The organism is Thiohalophilus thiocyanatoxydans, assembly GCF_004366735.1.
Classification (GTDB): domain Bacteria; phylum Pseudomonadota; class Gammaproteobacteria; order UBA6429; family Thiohalophilaceae; genus Thiohalophilus; species Thiohalophilus thiocyanatoxydans.
In genome coordinates this window covers 81067-101750 of sequence record NZ_SOQX01000007.1, presented here as the reverse complement: position 1 = coordinate 101750, position 20684 = coordinate 81067, and the positions used below count along the sequence as shown (strand labels likewise).

Below are 20684 nucleotides of genomic sequence, written 5' to 3'. Positions count from 1 at the left end.
GGCGGCTCGGCCCCGGCTGGCAAAATACCCGCCGGGAGCCGGGCCAGTGTACAGGTATAACGCCAACGCCGGCTTCGACAACCCCATCACGGCACCGATCTGGTACGCTTCTTCTATTATTCTGATACGGAATTAAGCCGCGATGACCGAACTGCCCCGACGATTTATCAAGACCGCATTTGTGTTTTTGATCCTCGGTCTGCTGCTCGGGGGCTGGATGCTGCTGCGCCGCGAGTTGTACGGCGAATGGCCGCATCCCTATCTGATCTCGGCCCACACCCATATCATGTTCGTCGGTTTTGTGATGTTTATGATCCTCGGCGTGGCCCTGTGGCTATTTCCCAAACCTTCCCGCGATGATCCCCGTTACCGGGAAACCGCGATCAGACGGGTCTACTGGCTGTTGTTAAGCGGTACCCTGTTGCGCTTCGCCGGGGAACTGGTGCGCAGCACCAATGACATGACCCTGCTGAGCTGGGTCGTGTTGTGTGGCGGTCTGCTGCAGCTGATCGCGATCGTGCTCTACATCTGGACCATGTGGACACGAATCCGCACTACCACCGGCTACAAGCGTCAGCGAGTCGCACGGGAAACGGTCGGTCACGATACCGATGAGATGTTCAACAACCGTCGTGGCTGAACCTTATTGGTATGTGTTGCCCCATGACACGGGCGGGATGCGTGACGCGTATAACAAAAACTTCAAAATTTGGTAACATATGTAGTGGCATGCTTGTTGTCTTCGCGAGTTTGATGATAATAATAGTTAACAATCAATCCCTGTTTGCATCCTGTCGGCAGCAGTTAAATTTAAGGAATCGTTTTGCCAGTCTCCGATCTTGAATCCGTCCTGCAGGAGTTGAACTCGGCGAATCCGAGTATTCTGCTGTCGATTGTCGTCTCACCGGACGGTCTGGTGATCGCGCATGAAGGCAATGTTCAGGATGCGGACAGGGTGGCGGCGCTGTATATCGAGCTGCAGCTGGTGTGCGGCAAGATTATCGATGAGCTGCAGTACGGCCAGGTCGAGGAGATGTTTATTCGCTCCAGCTCGGGTTGTGTCACTATTCTGCCGGTTTTCGACAAGGCCATTCTGGCCTGTATGTCGACCCCCGATGTGAATTCGGGGATGCTGCAGCTGGTGACCTGGAAAGCGGTCAACCGGCTCGCCAGACTCCTTTAAAACGCCTTTTTCCCATTTTTGAATAAACCATCAGAAACTCTTATAAACCATCCTTTTGTTGCGTGTAATAAAAATCCTCATTTGTCAGAGAGTTAAAACTAGCATAAAAAATAATTCTTTTAACCTTGTTTTCTGTAGCGCTATAAACTATAGATATATAACTGACAAGGTTGTTAAGGTTCTTAACTGACATGATTGGTAAGGTTCTCAATTCGAGAATGTAATCAAGAATGTGACAAGGGAAAACCCGGTGAAAGTCGGGGGCTCAAAACTACAGGTCTACGGAGCGTGCTCTAGGACGGCTGGGTTGCCACAGGAACACTTCCGCGTGTTTTCCAGCGTGCGCTTCCCGGCAGACCGATTCCCGAGTCACAACACTACACACGAGTACGACCTGTGTCGCTCTGGCTGACAGCCCCTGCGGGGATAACAGCGGCGACATTCATCTGTTGCTCGTGGAAAGCCATTGTAAGGATGGCATGGACGAAGCGACGAATCTGAAAATCGGGGCGGTGCCCTGGTAAACCCTGAAGCAGGACTATGCCGCAAAACAACATCACAATTTCAGCGTTCGGCTTTGACAAGCGGTCGATTGAACGACTGAGTCAGGCGATAAGCCCGAAGGTACGCAACATTCGTCTGCTTGATTCAGTAACGGATGCCCAGCTCTTCTTGCTGAACCTGGAAGCGGAGAACATGGCAGAAAAATACAGAGATATCGTGAAAGACAATCAGTCCATTCCCGCTATCGGTTTTTGTAATACCGAAGCCGATGGCTGGGCGATAAGGAGTATGAAAATGCCGATAAATACTGATGAGTTGATTGATTCGATCCGAAAAGAGTTGCCCGATGTCGAGCTTGATGTTCCGGCAAGTGCCGGGATATCGGAAGACAGGGTGAAAAAGGCGATGGAAGCCATTGAAACCAAAATTGAAACCAAAAAAGTCGCGTCAAAACTGAATACCAAAATTGAGCAGGACAAATCGACGTTCAACCGGCAACGGGAGATGATCAGAAAAACCGATGAGATGTGCTTTGATCTGGATCGGTTCCTGCTCGGCCGTGCCATTGAGGCACTCGACACCTCAAAGCAGGGACATGAGAGCGCGCTGATTAAATGCTGGGGTCATAAATCGATTCTGATTCAGCCTGCAAAAGGCGAGGTGTTGACCAACCTGTCAGACAATCAAATCCGCAGCATGGCCATCGCGCCGCTGGATGACAGATTGTCCTCCTCCGTGGAAGTTACCTACCTGGACAGGGCCGGGGTGGACAGCGTTGCCGCTTCCATCTCGGGACAGACCCGCAGCATGTCGGTTGAAACGTTTATGTGGGATCTGGGTTTGTTGACCTGCAAGGGGCGCATACCGTACGACATTTCGACGGCGGACAGACAGTATTTACGCCGCTGGCCGAATATCACCCGTATCAAATTGACCGATGACGGACTCAAAATCATCGCTTACTGGGCCAGGAATCCCTGCAGCCTGTATGAAATGAGCGAAAAGCTGGAACTGCCTTTGCAGGAGGTGTTTTCTATCTTTACCGCGGCCCATGCCGCTGGTCTGGCCGATCGGGCCAGACGGGAGGCCGATGCGGTCGTGGAGCCTGTAGAGGTACCGAAAAATGAGAAACGGGGACTGTTCGGGTCGCTACTGAGTCGCCTGAGAAACATGGACAGTGAGGTGGCATGAGTACCTATAAAATTCTTTTTACCGGCCCGGTGGGTGCGGGGAAGACAACGGCCATCACCTCGATCAGTGATATTGAGCCGTTTCAGACCGAAGAGTCTGCAACGGATGATGTCAGCAAGATGAAGGACAATACGACCGTGGCCATGGACTACGGCCTGATCAAGCTCGAGGACGGCGAAAGAATTCATCTGTACGGTACCCCGGGTCAGGAGCGTTTTGATTTTATGTGGGAAATTCTCTCCGATGGCGCGATCGGATTGATTATCCTGATGAATAATCTCGAACCAGATCCGTTACAGACGCTGGAGAAGTATCTGGATGCATTTTCCGGACATATCGATGCTTCCGGTATCGCGCTGGGGGTGACCCGGATGGAAACCGGTGAGGGACCTTCGATCGATGATTATCACGCTGTCCTGTCAGGAAGACAGATTACCGCTCCCGTCATGGAGGTGGATCCCCGGGTGTCGAATGATGTCATTCGACTCACCGAGTCCCTGCTATACAGCCTGGATCCGGGACTGTAGCTAAAAAACACGATGTACAACTAACCGGAACATGCCTGTGCTTAATTTGAGTCAATTTGGCGTTGCCTTTGGCGACAACGTAATCCTGCGTTCGGTCGATTTGTCTGTGCCTGAACGCGGTGTCTTCGCATTGCTGGGACCGGGAGGGACCGGCAAGTCGACCCTGTTGCGTACCATCTGCGGTATCAACCAGGCGGTATCCAATCTACGCACCTGGGGCGAGGTGACCTATCGGGGCGATCCACTGGGCGAGGCGGAATATCCGGTTCTGGTGTCACAGAATATGCGCCTGATTACCTCGACGGTGCAGGAGAATATTCTGAACGAATTACCTGAAAAACATGAGCTGTCAAAAGCGCAAAAACAGGATCTCGCCATCCGTCTGCTGAAACAATCCGGTCTGGATGAATTGGCCGATTGTCTCGATCAGCGGGTCGTGCAGTTACCCATTCCCGTGCAGAGGCAGCTGGCGATCGCCCGCGAGGCGGCGGCCGGTCCCGGCCTGCTCTGCGTGGATGAGCCAACCGCCGAATTGAGCACAAGCGAGGCAGAGCGAATTCTTGACTATTTGTACAAACTTGGAGAAAGCAGTGCGTTACTGGTGGTGCTGCATAACCAGCAGGAAGCAAAGGCGCTGGCCGATAAAACCGCCTTGCTGGCCGGTGGCTGGATCCAGGAGTGTAATGAGACTGAAAAGTTCTTTATAGAACCCGAAAGCAAGGTCACGCGTAATTTTATTCTGAACGGCACATGCTCGGTGCCATCACCAGACGCCAAACCAGAGGAAATCGATGCGGAGGCTGATATCCCGACACCGCCACCGATGCCTGAAGCCGCCAGGGAATTTGTCAGTGATTCATTTGGCCCGCGCGGTTTTTTGTGGTTGAAACAGGGACTGCTGGCGGGTACGCCCTGGCCGGGTATCGTGGCGGATGAAGATCATGATCTGCGCGCGCTGCAGCGTGTCGGAATCAAGGTGCTTGTTTCCCTGACCGAGGAGCAATTCGAGCCACGGAAACTGAAAGAGTATGGCATCGACGCCCTGTGGCTGGAGATCGATGACATGAAAGCACCGGAATATGAAGAGGCCTATGAGATGTGCCAACAGGTCAGGAAGAGAATGGCCGAAGGGAAACCGGTCGCGTATCACTGCAAGGCAGGTCTGGGTCGAACCGGCACCCTGCTTGCCGCGCAATTGATTATGGAAGGCAAGTCTGCACTGGAAGCACTTGAGTCTGTTCGAAAAATTGAGCCCCGATGGGTGCAGTCGGACGAACAGGTCAAATTTATCGAAGGTTTTGCTGACTATGTCAATAATGGCATGAAAAAAACGGTCAGCAATGAGTTATAACAAACACTAATATTATTCAGCGAAGGAGAAAACGATGTCATTAGATCAGGCAATTGCAAAATCGGTTGGTGAAATCCCGGAATGTCTTGCCGGTGGGTATGTCGACCTGACTACAGGTATGCTGCTGGGAATCAAAACCGTTGATTCACACCCACAGGAAGTTATGGACATCCTCGCGGCGGCAACGGCTGATCTTTTTCAGGGGCCGAATGTTTCGACGATCGAGAGCCTGTTTAAAAAGGCGCGTGGTGTTGCCGACGACGGCCACCATTATTTCCAGGAAATTGTCATTATGAGTGACAACCTCGTGCATATTTTTCTGCGAATGAAAAGCAATGAAGAGCACGTTGTTACTTTTGTCTGTCGCAAGAGTGTCAACCTGGGAATGGCTTTGACCAAGTCGCGCCAGGCCATGACCGGTCTTGACGGGGCGGTGTGATGTTTCGGCCCGGCCTTATTGGCCGGGCCATATTTATTATATGGTGTGTGATGTATAACAACTTTCACAAGCGCAAGGGTGTGCTGGCTCCGGATAAGGCGTTGTGGGACGCGCTGAATCAGGATACGGGTTTAAGAGAAATTTTGACCAACTTTTACGCTAAAGTATATACCGATCCGAAGTTATCGGTTTTTTTTGAGGGGGTGACACGGGAACGCGCAATTGAGAAGCAGTTCTCGTTTCTGAAATCAATTTTTACAGGTGAGAAGTGTTATTTTGGCGATCATCCGAAAACCGCGCATCACTGGATGGTGATATCGGATGAGTTGTTTGATTATCGTGAAAATCTGATGGAAGAAAGTCTGCGCGAGTACGGACTGGAGGAGTATCTTGTTTCGCGCTGGCGAAGCGTTGAAGAGGTTTTTCGGGGTGCTATAGTCAAGTCGGAGCCATTCGAGCTGAATTACGGCGGTATCAGGCGCCCTGTTGTGGGATATTTTAAAGAGAAGGTTGAGGTTGGGACGTTATGTGACAGTTGTGCCGGTGAAGTCGAAGCCGGTGCCGAGGTGGTCTGTCATGTCCGTACCGGCAAGCTGTATTGTGTAAGCTGCCGCCCTTCAGACTGTCAAATATAAATAGTTTAATTTGTTCATGTTTCTGGTTGTAAATATTAACAATCATTAATGTGTGGAAGCGGTTAAATACCATGGAGAGTTTGCTATATGATGACAGAGCAGAAACAGAACGTTCAGGAAGATACGGGACAGAAAATCCGCCCGATTTTAAAAAGGCTCAACAATATTTCACAGGACATCGAAGCGTCATCGGTTATGTCGCGTGACGGGATTAATCTTGCCTCCGTGATGCGTAATAATGTCGATCAGGACCGTTTGGGTGCGATGTGTGCCTCACTGCTCTCTCTGGGAGGCAAGACGGCCTCCGAACTGGAGCGAGGCAACCTCAAGCAGGTTTTGATCGAAGGGGATAACGGGTGCGTTCTTATTGTTCAAATCGGTGATCGCGCCGTACTGGCTGTTGTCTCCAAGCCGACATCCAGATTGGGAATGGTTTTCAACGAAGCCCGCAAGATTGCGCGCGAGATCGAGGAAGCGAAAGTACTATAGCGCATTTGTAACGAGCTGTGCCCGTTTGTCCCTGACGACCGGGATATGCGCGGGGTTTAACCCGGTGCTGGAAGGCGGCCTTTGGTTTCCGGTTAGTTGCGGTCGGCGTAGCTGATGCGATTCCCGCCGGCCCGCTTGGCGTCGTAACAGGCATGGTCGGCCTGTTTGAGCAGATTTTGAAAATTCTCGAGATGTTCGTCGAAAACAGCAATACCGATACTGCAGCCACCGTTACGAATCGGCTGGCCATCATAGGTTATCGTGCAGTTACTAATGGCGGAGCGGACGCATTCGGCAATGGCACTAGCCTTCTCGCCGGTGCAGTTTTCCAGCAGGATAGCGAACTCATCGCCGCCAATACGGGCCAGGGTATCATTCTTGCGGATGCAGGCTTCGACACACAGGGCGATGGCTCGCAGGAAATCGTCGCCCAGAAAATGGCCGTAGATATCATTGATCGGTTTGAAATTATCCAGATCGATATAGACCAGTACATGCCGGGGTTCGGGCGGATAATCACCGTTGATTAACTGATTGACGCGGTGTTCCAGAAAGCGACGGTTCCATATATTGGTCAGGGGATCGTGAGTCGCATCCCAGCTGAGCAGTTCGGCGCGATCGATGAGACGGGTTTCGATAAGCTGCAGCCGACGCAGGGCATGCTTCATCAGCAGGACCGTCAATAACGCCAGTACAGCCGCCACGCTGATGATGATATACAGCGAGTTTTTAAACTCTTCATTGGCGACCTGGCGGGCCTGTTCGGCATTGTTGCGTACGATCCGATCCAGCCTGTTAAAACCTTCCCATAGCCGGCTCTCCAGCGGCATATCCTCGTACATGATGTCATCCAGAACCTGCGCATCACGGCCGTCGTAGATGCGTTGCACGATTCGCTCTTGCAGGGGCTGGGTTTTCCTGATCAGGGCCAGACAGCGATCCAGCTCGGCCTGTTCATCCGGGGCCATGGGCTGCTGGCGCAGGCGTTCGCGCAGCTGAATAAATTCCGGTGCCAGTTGGTTGAAGCGCATATATTGCTCATCGATATGCCAGATATCGTTCGACAGGTGCATATTCAACATGGTCAGGGAGCGATCCCGGACGATACGTGACATCCGGGTGATGATCTCAAGCTTGGTGTTATAGATTTCGTTGATCGACGAGAGATTGCTGTTGAGGTGGTTGAAGTGAAACAGATTGACAGTAACCAGTATGACAATGAACAGCAGAACGACGACTGCATTCACAATAATGATCTGTTTGGATTCCAGCTTTTTGCGCATCGGAATACTTGATAGTCATTCTTGGTTATCAGGGCCGGGGGTTGCCCATAATAATGCTTTTGACAGGCCTTGAGCAGTATGTCGGCAACGGGTGACAGAGGATTAGGATAATTTGGCGTTTGAGGATTCGACGTGAAGCGGGCGAACCCCGCCGGGCAGGAACAGGATTTTGATCGCCAGCAGTCCCCCGTAGAGGGCGCCATAGATCACGAGCAGATAGCCCAGGCTTTGTTGATCGCCGATGCCGTAACTGACGCAATAGCGCTCCGGCGCCTGCAGATAGAGCCAACCGAGGCGCAGCAGGGTGGCAATGGCTTCCAGATGCAGGACGCCGCGCAGGATGACCGGCAGGTGGGGCCAGGCCAGGCGCAGCGCGGCCCCGGCCAGTGGCAGGCTGAACCACTTGGCCAGCTCCACCGGGAGCTGATGCAGGGCGGCATCCAGCAGCCGGGGCAGCATCCACAGGGCCAGGGTGAACAGGGCGAAGAGCAACAGAGTCGCGCGGTAACGACGGATCCCCGGCGGGCTCAGGCGGGCGCGCCAGTGGCCGGCGAGCAGAGCGCCCACGACCACCAGCAGCGGGATCTGCACCCCCATGTGCCAGGCCATGCCGGCCTCGAGCCACGGCCGGCTGATCAACAGGGCCAATAGCAGGCCCAGTGCGAGGCCGCCGCTAGCGGGTCGCCAGCGCCACATGATTTTCAACCAGCGGTTCGAGTTGAGCCAGGATCGATTTCACCCCGGTGGCGTCGAGGATACGAATCAGGTTGCCTGCTGCATCGACGACATGGATGGCGTCATTGTGCTGAATGCCGCCCCAGGGATCGGGAATACTGACCACACCGTAACTCTCGAGCAGGCGGCGATGATCCGCTTCCCGGCGGGTGCGCGCCGTGAGCCACAACCCGTCGTCAGCGGCGTGATAGCGTCGGCGGTAGTCGCGCAGGCGCGGCGGGGTGTCGTAGTCCGGTTGCAGGGAGAGGCTGATCAACTGCAGCCGATCGTCCCAGCCTCGTTGTTCGATGGCCTGCAACAGCCGGGCATAGCGGCTGCCCGAGGTCCGGCACAGGGTCGGACAGCGGGTATAGATGAAATTGATCAGCCGCAGCCGGCCCGCCGACTCGGCCAGGCGCCATGGCCGGCCGGTATGCGTTTGCAACGGCACATCGGGGACCTTGCGCGGCGTCTGTGCCACCTCCATCCGCCGGTAACTCTCCCAGGTAAAGGCCTGAAAGCCGTGGGTCAGCTGCCAGCCGATCAGCGCGCCGCTCACCGCCACGCCCAGGGCCGTCAGTAGCGGTAGCGCGCGCCTCATGCCTGCATGCGCACCTGCGCCAGACGCCGCAGCAGCAGGATGAAAAACGCCGCCAGGCTGAGCAGGACAAGCGTTCCGAACAGGGTGGAAAGCTGTGCCTGAGCGACCCAGGCCGGCAGGTATTCGGCAAAGCGACGTGGGATGCTGTGCAGGCCGCTATAGAGGAACATGACGACAAAGGCGGCCGCACTGCCACTGAACAGCCAGAATCCGCCCCGTTCCAGTAACGGATGGATGCGGCTGTCGGGGAGGCGGGTGACGTGCAGCATGAAGCCCAGCACCATCGGCAGCAGGCCGAGCAGCAGATAAAAATGGAAATGGCCCGGTACCCAGAGGGTGTTGTGCATCACCTTGTTGATCGTCATGGTGCCGTCGACGATGGCCGGAATGACCCCGATCGACCAGCCGAATACGCCCAGGACCAGAAACCTGGCCGGCGCTTCCCAGTTGACGTTGGCACGGTAGATCTGCACCAGCGTGCCCCAGGCGGTGACCAGTAACACCGGCAGCCCGCTGAGGTAGGAGATAATCTGCCCCATGATCAGCATCCACGCGGGCATCACCATGTCCATCAGCAGATGGTGGGGATAGACGATCATGACCATGAGGGTGCTGGCGGCCCAGGCGGCGAGAAACGGGCGGGTCAGTTTCCAGGGGCGCCCGGTGTAGTGGGGCAGCAGCTCGTATACCGCAATCACGGCCATATATATGGTGGCGTTGATGAAGACGTGACCGAAGAAATAGATCAGGTTTTTGGCCCACAGCGGGTCGATGGTCACGGCGGGCAGGTAAAGGTTGATCAGGCTCATCACCAGGATCACCGCGCCGGCCAGGGTGCCGAGAATGTTAATGATCAGCACCATGGTGCTGGCGACCACGGTCGGCGGATGGTCCGCATCCACCTTGCCGGAGAAGAGCTGATCCAGCCCCAGCGCGCGGCCCAGGCTGCCATAGCGGGCGAGCAGGGCGCGCCCGGCATCCAGATAGAAGAGTAAAAAGCCGACGCCGATGATCAGCAGTCCGCCAATGAAGGCGGCCGCGGCATGAGTGTTCCACTGGCCCATGGAGCTGGCCGGCAGCGGATAGAGGAAGGTCCAGCCGCCGGCGAAGCCGCCCAGCAGGATCGCCCCCAGAATCATCACCACGCCAAGCGTAAACAGCAGTAAATTGGCCAGGAAGATACCCGGGGTCAGCGCCACGTACCGGCGCAGGAAATACCACATGATCGAAACCCCGGCCAGGCCGGCGATACCCACCATGCCGGTACCGTGCAGGGACATGGCCTGATAGAACAGATCGGGCGGCAGATTGATCAGCGTGCCCTGGGCCGCGCGTAGTGCGACCCCGGCCAGCAGCATCAGCAACAGGACCGCCAGGGTGATTCCCATGTAGATCTGCAGATAAAGACGTTCCCTGGACTGCGTTGCAGTCGCGGTGACGGATGAACTCATCGGATTACCTCGTGCTGGTTATTAATTGTTAGTTCGGGGAGACCGTGAAACTGGCGGTCATGGCGTGATGGGCCAGGCCGCAATATTCGAGACACAGGATCCGGTACTCACCGGGTTTCTCGAAGGTGTGCTGCAAACGGTTGATGTAGCCGGGCATGGCCTGGATCTGGGTGACCAGCTGCATGTCCGGGTCATAGAGAGCGAAACCGTGATTGACGTCCTCGCTGCTGACTTTGAATTCGATACGCTCGCCAACCTGTGCCCGGTCCTCGCTCAGGCTCCAGCTCCACTGGCGGGCGGTGGCTTCGACCACCCGGTCTATCCCGGCGCCGGCCTGCAGCTGATGCGGCCAGGGCAGCAGGGTGACGACGGTGATAATCACGCCGGCGGCCAGCGCCAGGGCGAACAGTTTGCTGCGCGGGGCGTAGGCGCGGCGCGCCACTTCGGCGGCATCGCCACTGTCACGCGAGCGGCGCAACACGAAAATAAAGATCGCACTGAGCAACAGGATAAGAACAAGCGAGGTATACCAGGCAGTCGATTGCATTGGGTACTCCGGGTCAGACAGTCGGTTTTTGAATGTAGTATTTAATATACTACTTTAAATTTTTGTGCCTTTGGTGTCAACAACCAGCCTGAAACCGGCTTGATTTCTGGTTATAAAATAAACAGGTGGTGTGCAAACGTGGGCAACCTGCCTGGTACGCAGCGCTAGTCAGATTTCTCAAGGTATGTTCGGATAGGTGGCGGGATTTCGCGGTCAACGAAATTTCAACTAGACTTGAAATATGAAGCGTTGTTTTATTCCTGAGTAAATGATTCAGACAAGCTTCCCTGATTGATGTACGCGCAAGGAGAAACGTTAATGAACGACATGACCAATCAAGAGAAACGGGATAATGTGCTCGGCATCCATGATGACGAGTCACTGGAGACCTTCCGGGCCTGGAACGAGAGCAAGGCGGAAGAGATCGCCAGCGAGCTCGGTATTCCCCTGAGCGATGATCACTGGAAGGTGATCAAATTTATGCGTGTGCACTACGAGAACAATGGCCAGCTGCAACATGCGCGCGAGCTGACCGAGGCGCTCAAGGAGCGTTTCGAGGAGGAGGGGGGTGCACAATGGTTGTATCGCCTGTTTCCCAATGGCCCGGTGAACCAGGGCTCGCGGATTGCCGGTGTGCCGGCACCGGCGGACGTGACCGATCCCCACTTCGGGTCGGTGCAGTAACAGCGCGGTGCGCACCTGAAGTGAGTCAATGAACCGCCCCCTGTTTTATTGGGGAGGGCGTGGTTTATGTTTGGGGCGCGGTACTGACGGGTTTTTTTACCCTGCTCGCGTCGACGGTTGATGCTCGCTGCCAGCGGCCAGCCGATTGGCCGGGCAATCGGCTGGCTTATCAGAACAACAACACCGGTTTTCTCCATTTCGGGGGACAGCTATGAGTACATCGTCATCCGACGAATCCGGCAATCCGGAGGAACTGCCGTTTGTCGCCCCCTGTCGGCGGCTGGCCCCCGGCGCGCCGTTACGCTGGCTGAGTCTGGGCTGGCAGGATCTGATGGGCGCACCGCTGCCCAGCCTCAGTTACGGCAGCATCGTGTTATTGCTCAGTTACCTCATCAGTCTGATAGCCTGGTACTACGGCAGTGTCTATCTGCTGCTGGCGATGTTGTCGGGGTTTATTTTTATCGGGCCGGTGATGGCAGTGGGACTCTACTCCATCAGCCGTCAGCTGCAGGCCGGGCGTCAGCCGGTGCTGGGCTATTGCTTGCGCGAGGGGCGCCGGCATCTGGGCAATCTGCTGGTTTTCGCGGTGATCCTGCTGGTGGTGGTGCTGATCTGGGCCCGGGCCGCGTCGATGGTGCATGTCTTTTTTCCGGTGGCCGGGGATCCCGAACTGGCCGACTTTGCGCTGTTTCTCGGTGTCGGCACGGCGGTGGGAACCCTTTTCGCCGCGATCGTGTTTTGCGCCAGTGCCTTCTCCCTGCCGATGCTGCTGGATCGGCGCGCGGATACGGTGACCGCCGTGCTGACCAGTATCAACGCGGTGCTGCGCAACAAGCCGGCAATGCTGCTCTGGGCGGGCTTGATCGTGGCCATTGTATTACTCAGTTTTGCCACCGGCCTGCTGGGACTGGCGCTGGGCATGCCGGTGATTGGCCATGCCACCTGGCACGCCTATCAGGAGACCATCGACGCCTCGGCCTGGCCGCGGAACGAGCCGCCGGTGGTCTGACGGCTCTGCAAAAACGGTATGCCGGAAAAGGTCAGCGTTTGTCGTGATCCCATCTGTCTCTGCGAAGTCTTCCCCTGAGGCGGACGGGTCGGCAGTGATCGGGCCTGTATTTTACAGGCGGCATGGCGCATGATGCGGATCTGTTAGAAGCGGTGAGGGGATACGGTTTGTCCCGGTATTGCCGCACCACTTGTCCTACTTATGAAGACAGGTAGATGATGACATGACTGACGGTGAGCAGGAACTCTCTCTGGCCCTGGGTAGCGGCGGAGCTCGGGGACTGGCGCAGATCGGTGTGATTCACTGGCTGGAGCAAAACAGTGATTATCGCATCACCTCGATCGCCGGGGCCTCGATGGGGGCGCTGATCGGCGGTATCTATGCTGCCGGTAAACTGGAACTGTACGAAGAGTGGGTCACTCAGCTCAATCGCTACGATGTCGTGCGGCTGCTCGATTTTGCCTTCAGCCGCAGCGGGTTGTTCAGCGGCGAGCGGATTATGAACAAGCTTGAGGCGATGCTGGGGGATGTCAATATCGAAGATCTGCCTATCACCTTCACCGCCGTGGCCACCGATATCGAATCCGGTCGCGAAGTGTGGCTGAGCGAAGGTTCCCTGTTCGAAGCCATTCGCGCCTCCATTGCCATCCCGACCGTCTTTACCCCGGTCAAGCGCCGGGGCCGACTGCTGGTCGACGGCGGACTGCTTAATCCGGTGCCGATAGCCCCGACCCTGCGCGACAGCACCGACAAGACCGTGGCGGTCACGCTCAGCGGCCGCAGCGAGGAAAAACTTGAACAAAAAGAGCCACAGTCCGCACCGGTCGCAGACGATCAAAACCGCTATCAACGTGCCATCGGCCAGTTCATCGAGGGATTGCAGGACAAGCTGGGGATGAGCGATGAGCCGGCGCCGGAGATCGATATATTCAACATTACTTCCCGTTCCCTTGAGGCGATGCAAAACAGCATTGCCCGTTTTCGAATCGCCGCCTACAACCCGGATCACCTGATCGAGATCCCGGTCAATGCCTGCGGGATGTTCGAGTTCCATCGAGCGCAGGAAATGATTGACCTGGGTTATGAGCGCGCCGAGTGGGCATTGTCGGATCTGCGTCGTTAAAAGGAAGTGTTGAACCGGAATGTGCTATGGAAATACAGGTGCGCACACCAGGAGTTGTCATGCTGCTTTCTAAAAGCCTCCGGCGCCCGGCAGTGGCGTACGGATTATTATTTCTGGCCGGATTGCTGCCGGGAAATTTGCCGGCCGCAGAAGCAGATAAAACCGCCGAAACGCCGCTGGATAAACGGGTACGGATCGAACGGGAGACCCGTTTTCAGGAGTTTGTCCTGACACCGCACAGACCCAATTATCTGTTGCCGCTGACCTACAACAGCAGGCCCAATCAGCCCCCGTTAGATCCCCAGAAAGAGGCTGAGCTCGATGAGACCGAGGTCAAGTTCCAGATCAGCATCAAGATGCCGATTACCGACGAGCTGTTCGGAGATGAATCGACCCTTTACGCAGCCTATACCAACCAGTCCTACTGGCAGGCCTATAACGATGACAACTCGCAGCCGTTTCGCGAGACCAACCACGAGCCGGAGCTGTTCCTGCTCATGCAGAATGACTGGCAGTGGCTCGGGGTTACCAACAAGATGAATACGATCGGTATCAGTCATCAGTCCAACGGGCGAAGCGGTGACAGATCCCGTAGCTGGAACCGGGTGTATGCCGAATTTATTTTAGAGAGAAAGAACTTCTACCTGAGTTTTAAACCGTGGCTGCGGCTTGAGTCGTCGGGGCAGCAGGATGACAATCCGGATATTGAACACTATATGGGGAAGGGCGAGATCCGTCTGGCCTATGCCAATGAAAAGCATACCCTCTCAATGATGTTGCGTAACAACCTGAAGAACGATAACCGGGGCGCAGTGGAGTTGAACTGGAGTTTTCCCATGAGTCGCCGGGCCAGGTGGTTTATCCAGTATTTTGATGGTTATGGCGAGAGTCTGATTGACTATAACGCCAGAGTGAAACGGGTCGGGATCGGGATTGCGTTAACGGACTGGCTGTAAAAACAGGGGCTAGGAACTAAGTACTTAGTACTAAGAACTAAGTGGCATTTCCGCTGCCATCGTTGATAGAGTTATAAGAACAGGGCCAATATTGGGCCGACTGTCGGACAAATGGTTCAGGAGGCAAGTATGAGAACAGGGCGACACGGTGTCTGCCTGGCGGGCGTGCTGCTACTGGCGGCGTTGCCGCTGCAGGCCAACGAGGTGGTCAGTGTAAAACGTATCACGATGGATCTGGCCGCCGAGATTGCCGACGCGGCGGTCAAGGCGTGTCGGGATAAGGGCTACCAGGTGAGTGCGGTCGTCGTGGATCGCAACGGGAATACCCAGATGGCGATGCGCGATACCCTGGCCAGCCGCTTCACTCTGCAGATTGCCGAGGAAAAAGCCAATCTGGTGATCATGTCGGGGATGCCGTCCGGTGAGTTTCGCGGCAGTCGCCAGGATATTCGCCCGGAACTCAATCACATCGACGGGATTGTGGTGATGGATGGCGGGCTGCCGATTCAGGCGGCGGGGACCAACATCGCGGCGATTGGTGTCAGCGGTGCGCCGGGTGGTGATATTGATGCGGACTGTGCAGCAGAAGGTATCGCCAGTGTGCAGGAGAGACTGGATTTTATCGAATAATCTAGCCGGGAGATGCGCGTGATATTTGCCAGAATGCTGACCCTTGTCGGCAGTGTGATCGTTTTGTTCGGGGTATGGAAGTTCGCTGCGCCGTTGATTTACTCGAATGTCGGTATTGACATTATGCAGGGTATTATTTCTTTGCTCCTCGGTGGTGTGCTGACGTTGATCGGTCGGCAGGTTGAACGTCGGCAAGGTGACGGAGCGGGACGCAATGAGTGATCGGGTCGAAGGTTACATCTGTTTTTATACGGATAACATCGCCGATGAGTTCGTTTCCATCGATGATGCGCGCTTTATGGCGCTGGATAATATTCTGTCGACAATACAGAGCGGTTTGCTGGGTTATCCGCGCAATCTCCTGGGCATTATTGACGAGAAAGGCAATACGCTGCAGTTTTTTGTTCATCCCGACGGGACGATCGAGATGAACCTCTCCGCGCCGGAAAAATTCGGCTCTTATGTCAGGCAACTGGAGCAATTCGAGTGCTATACCCTGCTCAAGCGGGGTTGCCGCTATATCGAGGAAATGCCCGTGGGCGAGGTGGAATTTACCGGCTGGTGGGTTGAGTAGAAGGGGACGCTGTACCCGACATCCATGGCGCGTCTGCTGGCACCGGGTTAATGGCAATTTAATGCCCCGCGGACTATTCTGAGTCAGGTGCGTCAGTATCAAGGTTTCAGGCCATAATCCACAGGAGGCGGCAAATGAAACAGGAACGTCGTCAGTTTAACCGTCAGCTGGCAGCAGCCGATGTTCGTCTCTACCACCCGGCTTTGGGCTGTGTTTCGGCGCGGATCGAAGAGTGGTCGCCGTCGGCGGTTCGCCTCTGTGCCGAGATTGGCCACAACGGACACGATTTTTCTGAGATCCCCTTTCAGCTGGGCACGGATTCCATGGATGTGTTGTTCACCATGCAGCTTGTGCGTCGCAGCGGCAGCAGCCTGATACTGCGATTTGTCGAAGAGGGGCAAACCGCCGCCGGCGACAGGCGCTAGCTGCTCGTCCGGCGGGATTAAATTTTGAGGCTGTATAGCCGATAGTTCTGATAAGGGGCTGACTCAGCGCCTCGTGACCGGGTGCTTTATCACGTATTATTTGTGCGTATAAGCGGCGGGAAGAGGTGTCTGCGTGGCGAGGATAAATAACAACAGCCCGGTCCAAATCCGCAGGAGAGCAGGGTATGAAAGAACGCCGGTACTACAAGCGCAAGCTGGTCAATGCGCGCGTTAAACTTTATTCTCCCGAGCTTGATGTTGTGGAAGGTAGCACCCGGGATATTTCCGACGGCGGGGTGTTCGTGATGACGGATACGACCCTGCCCCTGGATGAGGGGGCTCAGCTGAAAATGCTACTGCCCCAGTCCCGCTCTCCGGATATTGTATTTAATATGCAGGTGATTCGGGTCGAGTCTGATGGTCTCGGACTGATGTTTCTCGATTATGAGTTCCAGGGGCAGCGCGGCAGCATCGAGGAACTGCGTAGCAGTTTTCGGAAGAAAGAGTAGCCCCGGCCGGCGCCGGGGGGGCGGCACGCTTGATTCGGGTCGGGATTGTGGCTTACGGTGTTCTTTGGTTCACCCAACCAACAGGGAATACATTCGCGATGTCCGATTACGCGCAATACCGCCAGGCCCTGCTTGCCAAACGCCGTGAACTGCTCGAGCGGGTTACCGCGATTGCTGACGATAAACAGCGGCCAGCCAGCGCAGACTCGGAAGAACAGGCTGTCGAGCTGGAAAACGAGGAAGTGCTCTCGGCGCTGGACGAGGAGGCACGCGAGACGCTGAGCCAGATCGATCAGGCCCTGCAGCGTATTGAGCAGAATGAGTATGGACTGTGCCGTGCCTGTGGCAACCCCATCGCGCCGGCCCGGCTCAGGGCGATTCCCCACGCTGCCCTGTGTATCGACTGTGCCGACAGGCAGGAGTCGGGCTGAGTTGCCTGCATCACGGGGGGCCGGTGCTGAATTTTGTACTCGAATACCTTGAAGGGATTATCATTGTGACCCTGGCGGGAGGGCTGCTGCTGTTGATAGTCCTGACCGCCCGTCCCGGTCGAGATTGAGCGTGGCTGGCGGCGAGGCGCGTCTGAAGAAAACCCGGTATGAGGCTTGGGCTTTTCGCCAACTCACGGTAAAATCGAGATAAATAACCCGATAAAATCGGGACAAATAACCAAGAATAATCATGTCAGGACGAAGCGTTATGGGGATGGACGGGGAATGATTGCCAGGCTCTCCTCTTATTTTGATGTGCGCGAGAAGCGTAACCAGCTGCGCAAGCCAAGACCGGCGCGGGTCAAGATCAGCCATTCCACCTTCGGCGTGATTCATGCCACTACGCGGGATATCTCCGATACCGGCGTCTTCGTCGAGCTGCGCCATCGGCTCCGCTTGCCCATCGGGGCCCACATCAAGCTGCAGTTTCTGGATTCCGCCCGTCCCGAGATTGCCTTCAATATGAAAGTGATTCGCGAAAGCGATGAGGGAGTTGCCCTGTCGTTTGTCGATTTTGAGCTGGACGGCCAGCGTTACAAAATGGACGAGTTACGTCATCACTGGTCACCGTCACGCTGATCCGGCGGGACGGTTCCCGGCCTGGAATATCCAACGAACACCGGGGTTCTTGCCGCCAGAGGCCGGGAGCTCTCGTCGCTGAACAGGCGCCTGATGCCAGGTGTGCCGGCGGTCTGCCAGCCACGGCGGGGTGTGGTTTGGCCGGGGCAGCAGAGACCGGTATGAGGCGGGTCCGGCCCGGACGAGTCCCTTCGATGCGGCCAGACGTGCGCCAACTCACGCTCGAGGGGGATAAGCCGCGGGAATACCGTTACTCGCCGCGCAAATGGTCTATGCTTCCATAGAGCCTGCCGGGAGGACTCCGGTTGCAGGGAGGTATTTTATGGAAAAGCGACAGCATCGACGTATCCCGTTTCGGCGGACCGTGCATCTGGTAAACCACCGCGGTGATGAGCAGGTTCTGGAGTCCTCCGATTTCTCTCTCAGTGGTATGGCCATGGTCAGCCAGCGGCCGGCGCAAGTGGGTGAAAAAGTCCGGTTGCGGTTCAGGGTCAATACTCTGGGCGAGTCCCGTGAGCTGAACCTGCAGGCTGAAATCCGGCATGTGGATCCGGCGGCGAACAACTTCCGGCTCGGAGTCAGCTTTTTAAATTGAGCCATGGTGCAGGTTGAACACGATACGCACTGGAGCAGCGGTTGCATCATCGCGCGTCCCCACGCTCCCTCAAGCTGGCAGGTCAATCTCTGGTTTGTGGGGGTGGCGGCGGTCTTGTGCCTGTCGTTTGCTATCGGCTTTGCCCTGGCCGGAGCCTGGCTCATATTGCCCTTTGCCGGGCTGGAGATCACCGCCCTGTTCTGTCTGCTTTATTATGTCTCGCTTAAAACCCGGGTGCAGGAAGTCATCCGCTTCAAGGACAATGAAGTGTGGGTACAGCGCGGGCGGCGCTGGCCGACACTGGAGTGGTATTGCCAGCGATTCTGGTGCCGCCTGCATGTCTATAGCCCGTCACACCCCTGGTACAGCAGCCGGATAGAGTTGCGTTGCCAGGGCCGGGAGCTGGAGTTGGGCCAATTTCTGTCAGATCGGGACAAGCGCGCCCTGATCCGCAACCTCAACGCCTTTTTAAGTCATGGCTGATTTCTGGCGCGACAAGACGTTGGCGCAGATGAGCCCCGAAGAATGGGAATCCCTGTGTGATCGTTGCGGGCGTTGCTGTCTGCTCAAGCTGGAAGATGAGGACAACGGGGATCTCTACTTCACCAATATTGCCTGCCGGCAGTTGCAGCAGCCGGGTTGTCAGTGTCGCCATTACGCAACCCGTACCCGGGCGGTTCCCGAGTGCCTGGAGTTGACGCCTGACAGTCTGCCCGAGCTGATTGATCATTTACCGTCCAGTTGCGCTTATAAACGCCTGTATCAGGGTTTGTCCCTGCCTGCCTGGCACCCGCTGATCACCGGAGACCCCGATTCCGTGGCGCAGGCGGGAATCAGTGTGAGCGAGAAAGTGGTCAGTGAGGACTATATACACCCGGAGCAGTATCCCGAACATATTATTCAATGGTATGAACGGGAAGGTGAAGAGTAGTCCGCTTTTCGGGCTCGCGCCGGCGGGGAATAACATCGGGATGGCGCGCCGGGTTGTTGCGAGGAGTTGTTTTCGGCTACCGGGACGGCATGGGTTTCTACCTGCCTGAATGTTGTTGTCAAATGGTGTAAAATCCGGAACCGGATTGGGCCGGCTTGCCCTGTCGCTTTATCCCCGCGGGCCGGCGTTTATGGACCAGGATGCGACGGCTTCAGACAATCCGCCGGTGTCCTGCTGAATAACAAGACGATAAAGGAGCCGGTATGCCCAGTTTTGACGTCGTATCTGAAATCGACATGCACGAGGTGACCAACGCGGTGGATCAGGCCAATCGTGAAGTGTCGACCCGTTTTGACTTCAAGGGCAGCGGGGCGAAGTTTGAAATGAATGACAAAACCGTGACGTTGCATGGTGATGCCGATTTTCAGCTCAAGCAGATGCTGGATATTTTGCGCAACAAATTCAGCAAACGGGGCGTGGATCTGGATTGCATGGAGCCGGGCAATGTCGAACATGCCGGCAAGCAGGTACGCCAGGATGTGACCATGAAAGAAGGTATCGATCAGGCCCTGGCCAAGAAGATCGTCAAGCTGATCAAGGACAGCAAGCTCAAGGTGCAAAGCCAGATACAGGGCGAGCAGGTGCGGATTACCGGCAAAAAGCGCGATGACTTGCAGGCGGCGATGGCGCTGCTCAAGGAGGCCAACCTGGAGATGCCGCTGCAGTTCACCAACTTCCGTGACTGAGTCTCTGGTCAGTATTTCCGGATTTGTGCAGGATGAAGAGGGCGACTGGATCGCCGAGCTTTCATGCGGGCACCGCCGGCACGTGCGTCATCGTCCACCCTGGCAGAACCGGCCCTGGGTAATGAGTGCGGCAGGCCGGCAGAAAATGCTGGGCTACCGCCTGATTTGTCGGGAGTGCCAGAAAGAAAATAAGTGAAATCTAATATAAAAACAATTCAATAACTTGGCAGGAAAACTTCACTCATAAGATAAAAAAGCGAAGCGAAACGGTATGCCAGGCGCTCGATCCGGACTTGCAAGGGAGGGAAGTGGCGGCTAGGTTTAAACAACCGGTCTCCCTGCTGTCGCTACCGACAAGAGACAGCGCGACTTTTCAAGCCAGACCTTCGCTTGGACCCTTCCCGTTGAGCACTGAGTGGGAAGGTTTTTTTTTATGTGCCTGTTGCAAAACAGCCTCTGGTTCCCGTGTACGCGCTTGTTGTGTCGATTTTTGTGAGCAAAGAGGCGACAATAGCCT

General features: G+C 55.9%; 29 protein-coding genes and 1 riboswitch. Of the genes, 24 read left to right on the top strand and 5 right to left on the bottom strand.

Annotated features, from left to right (window positions below; all coding sequences use genetic code 11):
* Window positions 1–142: 142 nt before the first annotated feature.
* From EDC23_RS11935 to EDC23_RS11900, 8 genes are all read left to right on the top strand, one after another.
* Complete coding sequence (locus EDC23_RS11935) at window positions 143–640, top strand: cbb3-type cytochrome c oxidase subunit I (protein ID WP_134084873.1); 498 nt, start codon at window positions 143–145, stop codon at window positions 638–640.
* A 183-nt stretch (window positions 641–823) separates the two neighbouring features.
* Window positions 824–1183 carry a roadblock/LC7 domain-containing protein gene (locus EDC23_RS11930; protein WP_166668863.1) on the top strand — a complete coding sequence of 120 codons (360 nt, stop codon included), beginning with the start codon at window positions 824–826 and terminating at the stop codon, window positions 1181–1183.
* A 230-nt stretch (window positions 1184–1413) separates the two neighbouring features.
* Window positions 1414–1498: riboswitch (cyclic di-GMP riboswitch) on the top strand.
* Between the two features lie 225 nt (window positions 1499–1723).
* The gene (locus tag EDC23_RS11925) at window positions 1724–2878 is read left to right on the top strand and encodes a hypothetical protein (RefSeq protein WP_208321366.1); all 1155 of its coding nucleotides are present in this window, start codon (window positions 1724–1726) and stop codon (window positions 2876–2878) included.
* Window positions 2875–3405, top strand: a complete 531-nt coding sequence (locus EDC23_RS11920; RefSeq protein ID WP_134084867.1) for a GTP-binding protein — start codon at window positions 2875–2877, stop codon at window positions 3403–3405. The genes EDC23_RS11925 and EDC23_RS11920 overlap by 4 nt, the downstream gene beginning before the upstream one ends.
* Window positions 3406–3442: 37 nt before the next feature.
* On the top strand, window positions 3443–4756 hold the full coding sequence (locus tag EDC23_RS11915; RefSeq protein WP_166668862.1) for a phosphatase domain-containing putative toxin: 1314 nt from the start codon (window positions 3443–3445) through the stop codon (window positions 4754–4756).
* A 34-nt stretch (window positions 4757–4790) separates the two neighbouring features.
* The gene (locus tag EDC23_RS11910) at window positions 4791–5195 is read left to right on the top strand and encodes a hypothetical protein (protein WP_134084863.1); all 405 of its coding nucleotides are present in this window, start codon (window positions 4791–4793) and stop codon (window positions 5193–5195) included.
* 50 nt (window positions 5196–5245) lie between these two features.
* On the top strand, window positions 5246–5830 hold the full coding sequence (locus tag EDC23_RS11905; RefSeq protein WP_166668861.1) for a truncated hemoglobin: 585 nt from the start codon (window positions 5246–5248) through the stop codon (window positions 5828–5830).
* 87 nt (window positions 5831–5917) lie between these two features.
* Complete coding sequence (locus EDC23_RS11900) at window positions 5918–6319, top strand: roadblock/LC7 domain-containing protein (RefSeq protein ID WP_243830784.1); 402 nt, start codon at window positions 5918–5920, stop codon at window positions 6317–6319.
* 92 nt (window positions 6320–6411) lie between these two features.
* Here the strand turns inward: EDC23_RS11900 and EDC23_RS11895 are convergent, their stop codons facing one another.
* The 5 genes from EDC23_RS11895 to EDC23_RS11875 all read right to left on the bottom strand — a co-directional run bounded on the left by EDC23_RS11895 (window position 6412) and on the right by EDC23_RS11875 (window position 10915).
* Window positions 6412–7602, bottom strand: coding sequence for a GGDEF domain-containing protein (locus EDC23_RS11895; protein ID WP_134084859.1), 1191 nt, complete (start codon window positions 7600–7602; stop codon window positions 6412–6414).
* Window positions 7603–7704: 102 nt separating this feature from the next.
* A complete protein-coding gene (locus tag EDC23_RS11890; protein ID WP_134084857.1) occupies window positions 7705–8298 on the bottom strand; it encodes a hypothetical protein in 594 nt (197 codons plus the stop codon).
* Window positions 8276–8917, bottom strand: a complete 642-nt coding sequence (locus tag EDC23_RS11885; RefSeq protein ID WP_134084855.1) for an SCO family protein — start codon at window positions 8915–8917, stop codon at window positions 8276–8278. Before EDC23_RS11885 ends, EDC23_RS11890 begins: the two co-directional genes overlap by 23 nt.
* A complete protein-coding gene (locus tag EDC23_RS11880; protein ID WP_134084853.1) occupies window positions 8914–10368 on the bottom strand; it encodes a cbb3-type cytochrome c oxidase subunit I in 1455 nt (484 codons plus the stop codon). The genes EDC23_RS11885 and EDC23_RS11880 overlap by 4 nt, the downstream gene beginning before the upstream one ends.
* A gap of 28 nt (window positions 10369–10396) precedes the next feature.
* Window positions 10397–10915, bottom strand: a complete 519-nt coding sequence (locus EDC23_RS11875) for a cupredoxin domain-containing protein (protein ID WP_134084851.1) — start codon at window positions 10913–10915, stop codon at window positions 10397–10399.
* A gap of 318 nt (window positions 10916–11233) precedes the next feature.
* On the opposite strand from EDC23_RS11875, the gene EDC23_RS11870 reads away from it, so the two are divergent.
* The 16 genes from EDC23_RS11870 (at window position 11234) to EDC23_RS11795 (ending at window position 20363) form a co-directional block, all read left to right on the top strand.
* Complete coding sequence (locus EDC23_RS11870; protein ID WP_166668860.1) at window positions 11234–11599, top strand: TusE/DsrC/DsvC family sulfur relay protein; 366 nt, start codon at window positions 11234–11236, stop codon at window positions 11597–11599.
* A gap of 211 nt (window positions 11600–11810) precedes the next feature.
* Window positions 11811–12608: a DUF2189 domain-containing protein gene (locus tag EDC23_RS11865; RefSeq protein WP_134084847.1), complete on the top strand. Its 798-nt coding sequence runs from the start codon at window positions 11811–11813 to the stop codon at window positions 12606–12608.
* 223 nt (window positions 12609–12831) lie between these two features.
* Complete coding sequence (locus EDC23_RS11860; protein WP_134084845.1) at window positions 12832–13731, top strand: patatin-like phospholipase family protein; 900 nt, start codon at window positions 12832–12834, stop codon at window positions 13729–13731.
* A 59-nt stretch (window positions 13732–13790) separates the two neighbouring features.
* On the top strand, window positions 13791–14687 hold the full coding sequence (locus tag EDC23_RS11855) for a phospholipase A (RefSeq protein WP_134084843.1): 897 nt from the start codon (window positions 13791–13793) through the stop codon (window positions 14685–14687).
* A gap of 129 nt (window positions 14688–14816) precedes the next feature.
* The gene (locus EDC23_RS11850; RefSeq protein WP_134084841.1) at window positions 14817–15317 is read left to right on the top strand and encodes a GlcG/HbpS family heme-binding protein; all 501 of its coding nucleotides are present in this window, start codon (window positions 14817–14819) and stop codon (window positions 15315–15317) included.
* A gap of 18 nt (window positions 15318–15335) precedes the next feature.
* Entirely contained in the window at window positions 15336–15539 is a 204-nt protein-coding gene (locus EDC23_RS11845; RefSeq protein ID WP_134084839.1) for a hypothetical protein, read from the top strand.
* Window positions 15532–15891 carry a hypothetical protein gene (locus tag EDC23_RS11840; protein WP_134084837.1) on the top strand — a complete coding sequence of 120 codons (360 nt, stop codon included), beginning with the start codon at window positions 15532–15534 and terminating at the stop codon, window positions 15889–15891. Before EDC23_RS11845 ends, EDC23_RS11840 begins: the two co-directional genes overlap by 8 nt.
* A gap of 134 nt (window positions 15892–16025) precedes the next feature.
* On the top strand, window positions 16026–16316 hold the full coding sequence (locus EDC23_RS11835) for a hypothetical protein (protein WP_134084835.1): 291 nt from the start codon (window positions 16026–16028) through the stop codon (window positions 16314–16316).
* Between the two features lie 185 nt (window positions 16317–16501).
* Window positions 16502–16825 carry a PilZ domain-containing protein gene (locus EDC23_RS11830; protein WP_134084833.1) on the top strand — a complete coding sequence of 108 codons (324 nt, stop codon included), beginning with the start codon at window positions 16502–16504 and terminating at the stop codon, window positions 16823–16825.
* 98 nt (window positions 16826–16923) lie between these two features.
* A complete protein-coding gene (locus tag EDC23_RS11825; RefSeq protein WP_134084831.1) occupies window positions 16924–17256 on the top strand; it encodes a TraR/DksA family transcriptional regulator in 333 nt (110 codons plus the stop codon).
* 285 nt (window positions 17257–17541) lie between these two features.
* Window positions 17542–17895, top strand: coding sequence for a PilZ domain-containing protein (locus EDC23_RS11820; RefSeq protein ID WP_134084829.1), 354 nt, complete (start codon window positions 17542–17544; stop codon window positions 17893–17895).
* Window positions 17896–18217: 322 nt separating this feature from the next.
* Window positions 18218–18490 carry a PilZ domain-containing protein gene (locus EDC23_RS11815; RefSeq protein ID WP_166668859.1) on the top strand — a complete coding sequence of 91 codons (273 nt, stop codon included), beginning with the start codon at window positions 18218–18220 and terminating at the stop codon, window positions 18488–18490.
* Window positions 18491–18493: 3 nt separating this feature from the next.
* A complete protein-coding gene (locus EDC23_RS11810; protein WP_134084825.1) occupies window positions 18494–18973 on the top strand; it encodes a DUF2244 domain-containing protein in 480 nt (159 codons plus the stop codon).
* Complete coding sequence (locus EDC23_RS11805) at window positions 18966–19421, top strand: YcgN family cysteine cluster protein (protein WP_134084823.1); 456 nt, start codon at window positions 18966–18968, stop codon at window positions 19419–19421. Before EDC23_RS11810 ends, EDC23_RS11805 begins: the two co-directional genes overlap by 8 nt.
* A 263-nt stretch (window positions 19422–19684) precedes the next feature.
* Window positions 19685–20167: a YajQ family cyclic di-GMP-binding protein gene (locus EDC23_RS11800; RefSeq protein ID WP_134084821.1), complete on the top strand. Its 483-nt coding sequence runs from the start codon at window positions 19685–19687 to the stop codon at window positions 20165–20167.
* Window positions 20088–20363, top strand: coding sequence for a DUF3565 domain-containing protein (locus EDC23_RS11795; RefSeq protein ID WP_134084819.1), 276 nt, complete (start codon window positions 20088–20090; stop codon window positions 20361–20363). Before EDC23_RS11800 ends, EDC23_RS11795 begins: the two co-directional genes overlap by 80 nt.
* Window positions 20364–20684 lie beyond the last annotated feature (321 nt).

What these genes read in the sequence shown, in the direction of transcription:
- EDC23_RS11920 (WP_134084867.1), top strand. Translation starts at nt 2,875, where the DNA reads ATGAGTACCTATAAAATTCTTTTTACCGGCCCGGTGGGTGCGGGGAAG.
- EDC23_RS11825 (WP_134084831.1), top strand. Translation starts at nt 16,924, where the DNA reads ATGTCCGATTACGCGCAATACCGCCAGGCCCTGCTTGCCAAACGCCGT.
- EDC23_RS11835 (WP_134084835.1), top strand. Translation starts at nt 16,026, where the DNA reads ATGAAACAGGAACGTCGTCAGTTTAACCGTCAGCTGGCAGCAGCCGAT.
- EDC23_RS11795 (WP_134084819.1), top strand. Translation starts at nt 20,088, where the DNA reads ATGACTTGCAGGCGGCGATGGCGCTGCTCAAGGAGGCCAACCTGGAGA.
- EDC23_RS11925 (WP_208321366.1), top strand. Translation starts at nt 1,724, where the DNA reads ATGCCGCAAAACAACATCACAATTTCAGCGTTCGGCTTTGACAAGCGG.
- EDC23_RS11900 (WP_243830784.1), top strand. Translation starts at nt 5,918, where the DNA reads ATGATGACAGAGCAGAAACAGAACGTTCAGGAAGATACGGGACAGAAA.
- EDC23_RS11885 (WP_134084855.1), bottom strand. Translation starts at nt 8,917, where the DNA reads ATGAGGCGCGCGCTACCGCTACTGACGGCCCTGGGCGTGGCGGTGAGC.
- EDC23_RS11890 (WP_134084857.1), bottom strand. Translation starts at nt 8,298, where the DNA reads ATGTGGCGCTGGCGACCCGCTAGCGGCGGCCTCGCACTGGGCCTGCTA.
- EDC23_RS11875 (WP_134084851.1), bottom strand. Translation starts at nt 10,915, where the DNA reads ATGCAATCGACTGCCTGGTATACCTCGCTTGTTCTTATCCTGTTGCTC.
- EDC23_RS11850 (WP_134084841.1), top strand. Translation starts at nt 14,817, where the DNA reads ATGAGAACAGGGCGACACGGTGTCTGCCTGGCGGGCGTGCTGCTACTG.
- EDC23_RS11800 (WP_134084821.1), top strand. Translation starts at nt 19,685, where the DNA reads ATGCCCAGTTTTGACGTCGTATCTGAAATCGACATGCACGAGGTGACC.
- EDC23_RS11905 (WP_166668861.1), top strand. Translation starts at nt 5,246, where the DNA reads ATGTATAACAACTTTCACAAGCGCAAGGGTGTGCTGGCTCCGGATAAG.
- EDC23_RS11805 (WP_134084823.1), top strand. Translation starts at nt 18,966, where the DNA reads ATGGCTGATTTCTGGCGCGACAAGACGTTGGCGCAGATGAGCCCCGAA.
- EDC23_RS11815 (WP_166668859.1), top strand. Translation starts at nt 18,218, where the DNA reads ATGGAAAAGCGACAGCATCGACGTATCCCGTTTCGGCGGACCGTGCAT.
- EDC23_RS11910 (WP_134084863.1), top strand. Translation starts at nt 4,791, where the DNA reads ATGTCATTAGATCAGGCAATTGCAAAATCGGTTGGTGAAATCCCGGAA.
- EDC23_RS11810 (WP_134084825.1), top strand. Translation starts at nt 18,494, where the DNA reads ATGGTGCAGGTTGAACACGATACGCACTGGAGCAGCGGTTGCATCATC.
- EDC23_RS11870 (WP_166668860.1), top strand. Translation starts at nt 11,234, where the DNA reads ATGAACGACATGACCAATCAAGAGAAACGGGATAATGTGCTCGGCATC.
- EDC23_RS11855 (WP_134084843.1), top strand. Translation starts at nt 13,791, where the DNA reads ATGCTGCTTTCTAAAAGCCTCCGGCGCCCGGCAGTGGCGTACGGATTA.
- EDC23_RS11880 (WP_134084853.1), bottom strand. Translation starts at nt 10,368, where the DNA reads ATGAGTTCATCCGTCACCGCGACTGCAACGCAGTCCAGGGAACGTCTT.
- EDC23_RS11840 (WP_134084837.1), top strand. Translation starts at nt 15,532, where the DNA reads ATGAGTGATCGGGTCGAAGGTTACATCTGTTTTTATACGGATAACATC.
- EDC23_RS11820 (WP_134084829.1), top strand. Translation starts at nt 17,542, where the DNA reads ATGATTGCCAGGCTCTCCTCTTATTTTGATGTGCGCGAGAAGCGTAAC.
- EDC23_RS11895 (WP_134084859.1), bottom strand. Translation starts at nt 7,602, where the DNA reads ATGCGCAAAAAGCTGGAATCCAAACAGATCATTATTGTGAATGCAGTC.
- EDC23_RS11860 (WP_134084845.1), top strand. Translation starts at nt 12,832, where the DNA reads ATGACTGACGGTGAGCAGGAACTCTCTCTGGCCCTGGGTAGCGGCGGA.
- EDC23_RS11935 (WP_134084873.1), top strand. Translation starts at nt 143, where the DNA reads ATGACCGAACTGCCCCGACGATTTATCAAGACCGCATTTGTGTTTTTG.
- EDC23_RS11865 (WP_134084847.1), top strand. Translation starts at nt 11,811, where the DNA reads ATGAGTACATCGTCATCCGACGAATCCGGCAATCCGGAGGAACTGCCG.
- EDC23_RS11830 (WP_134084833.1), top strand. Translation starts at nt 16,502, where the DNA reads ATGAAAGAACGCCGGTACTACAAGCGCAAGCTGGTCAATGCGCGCGTT.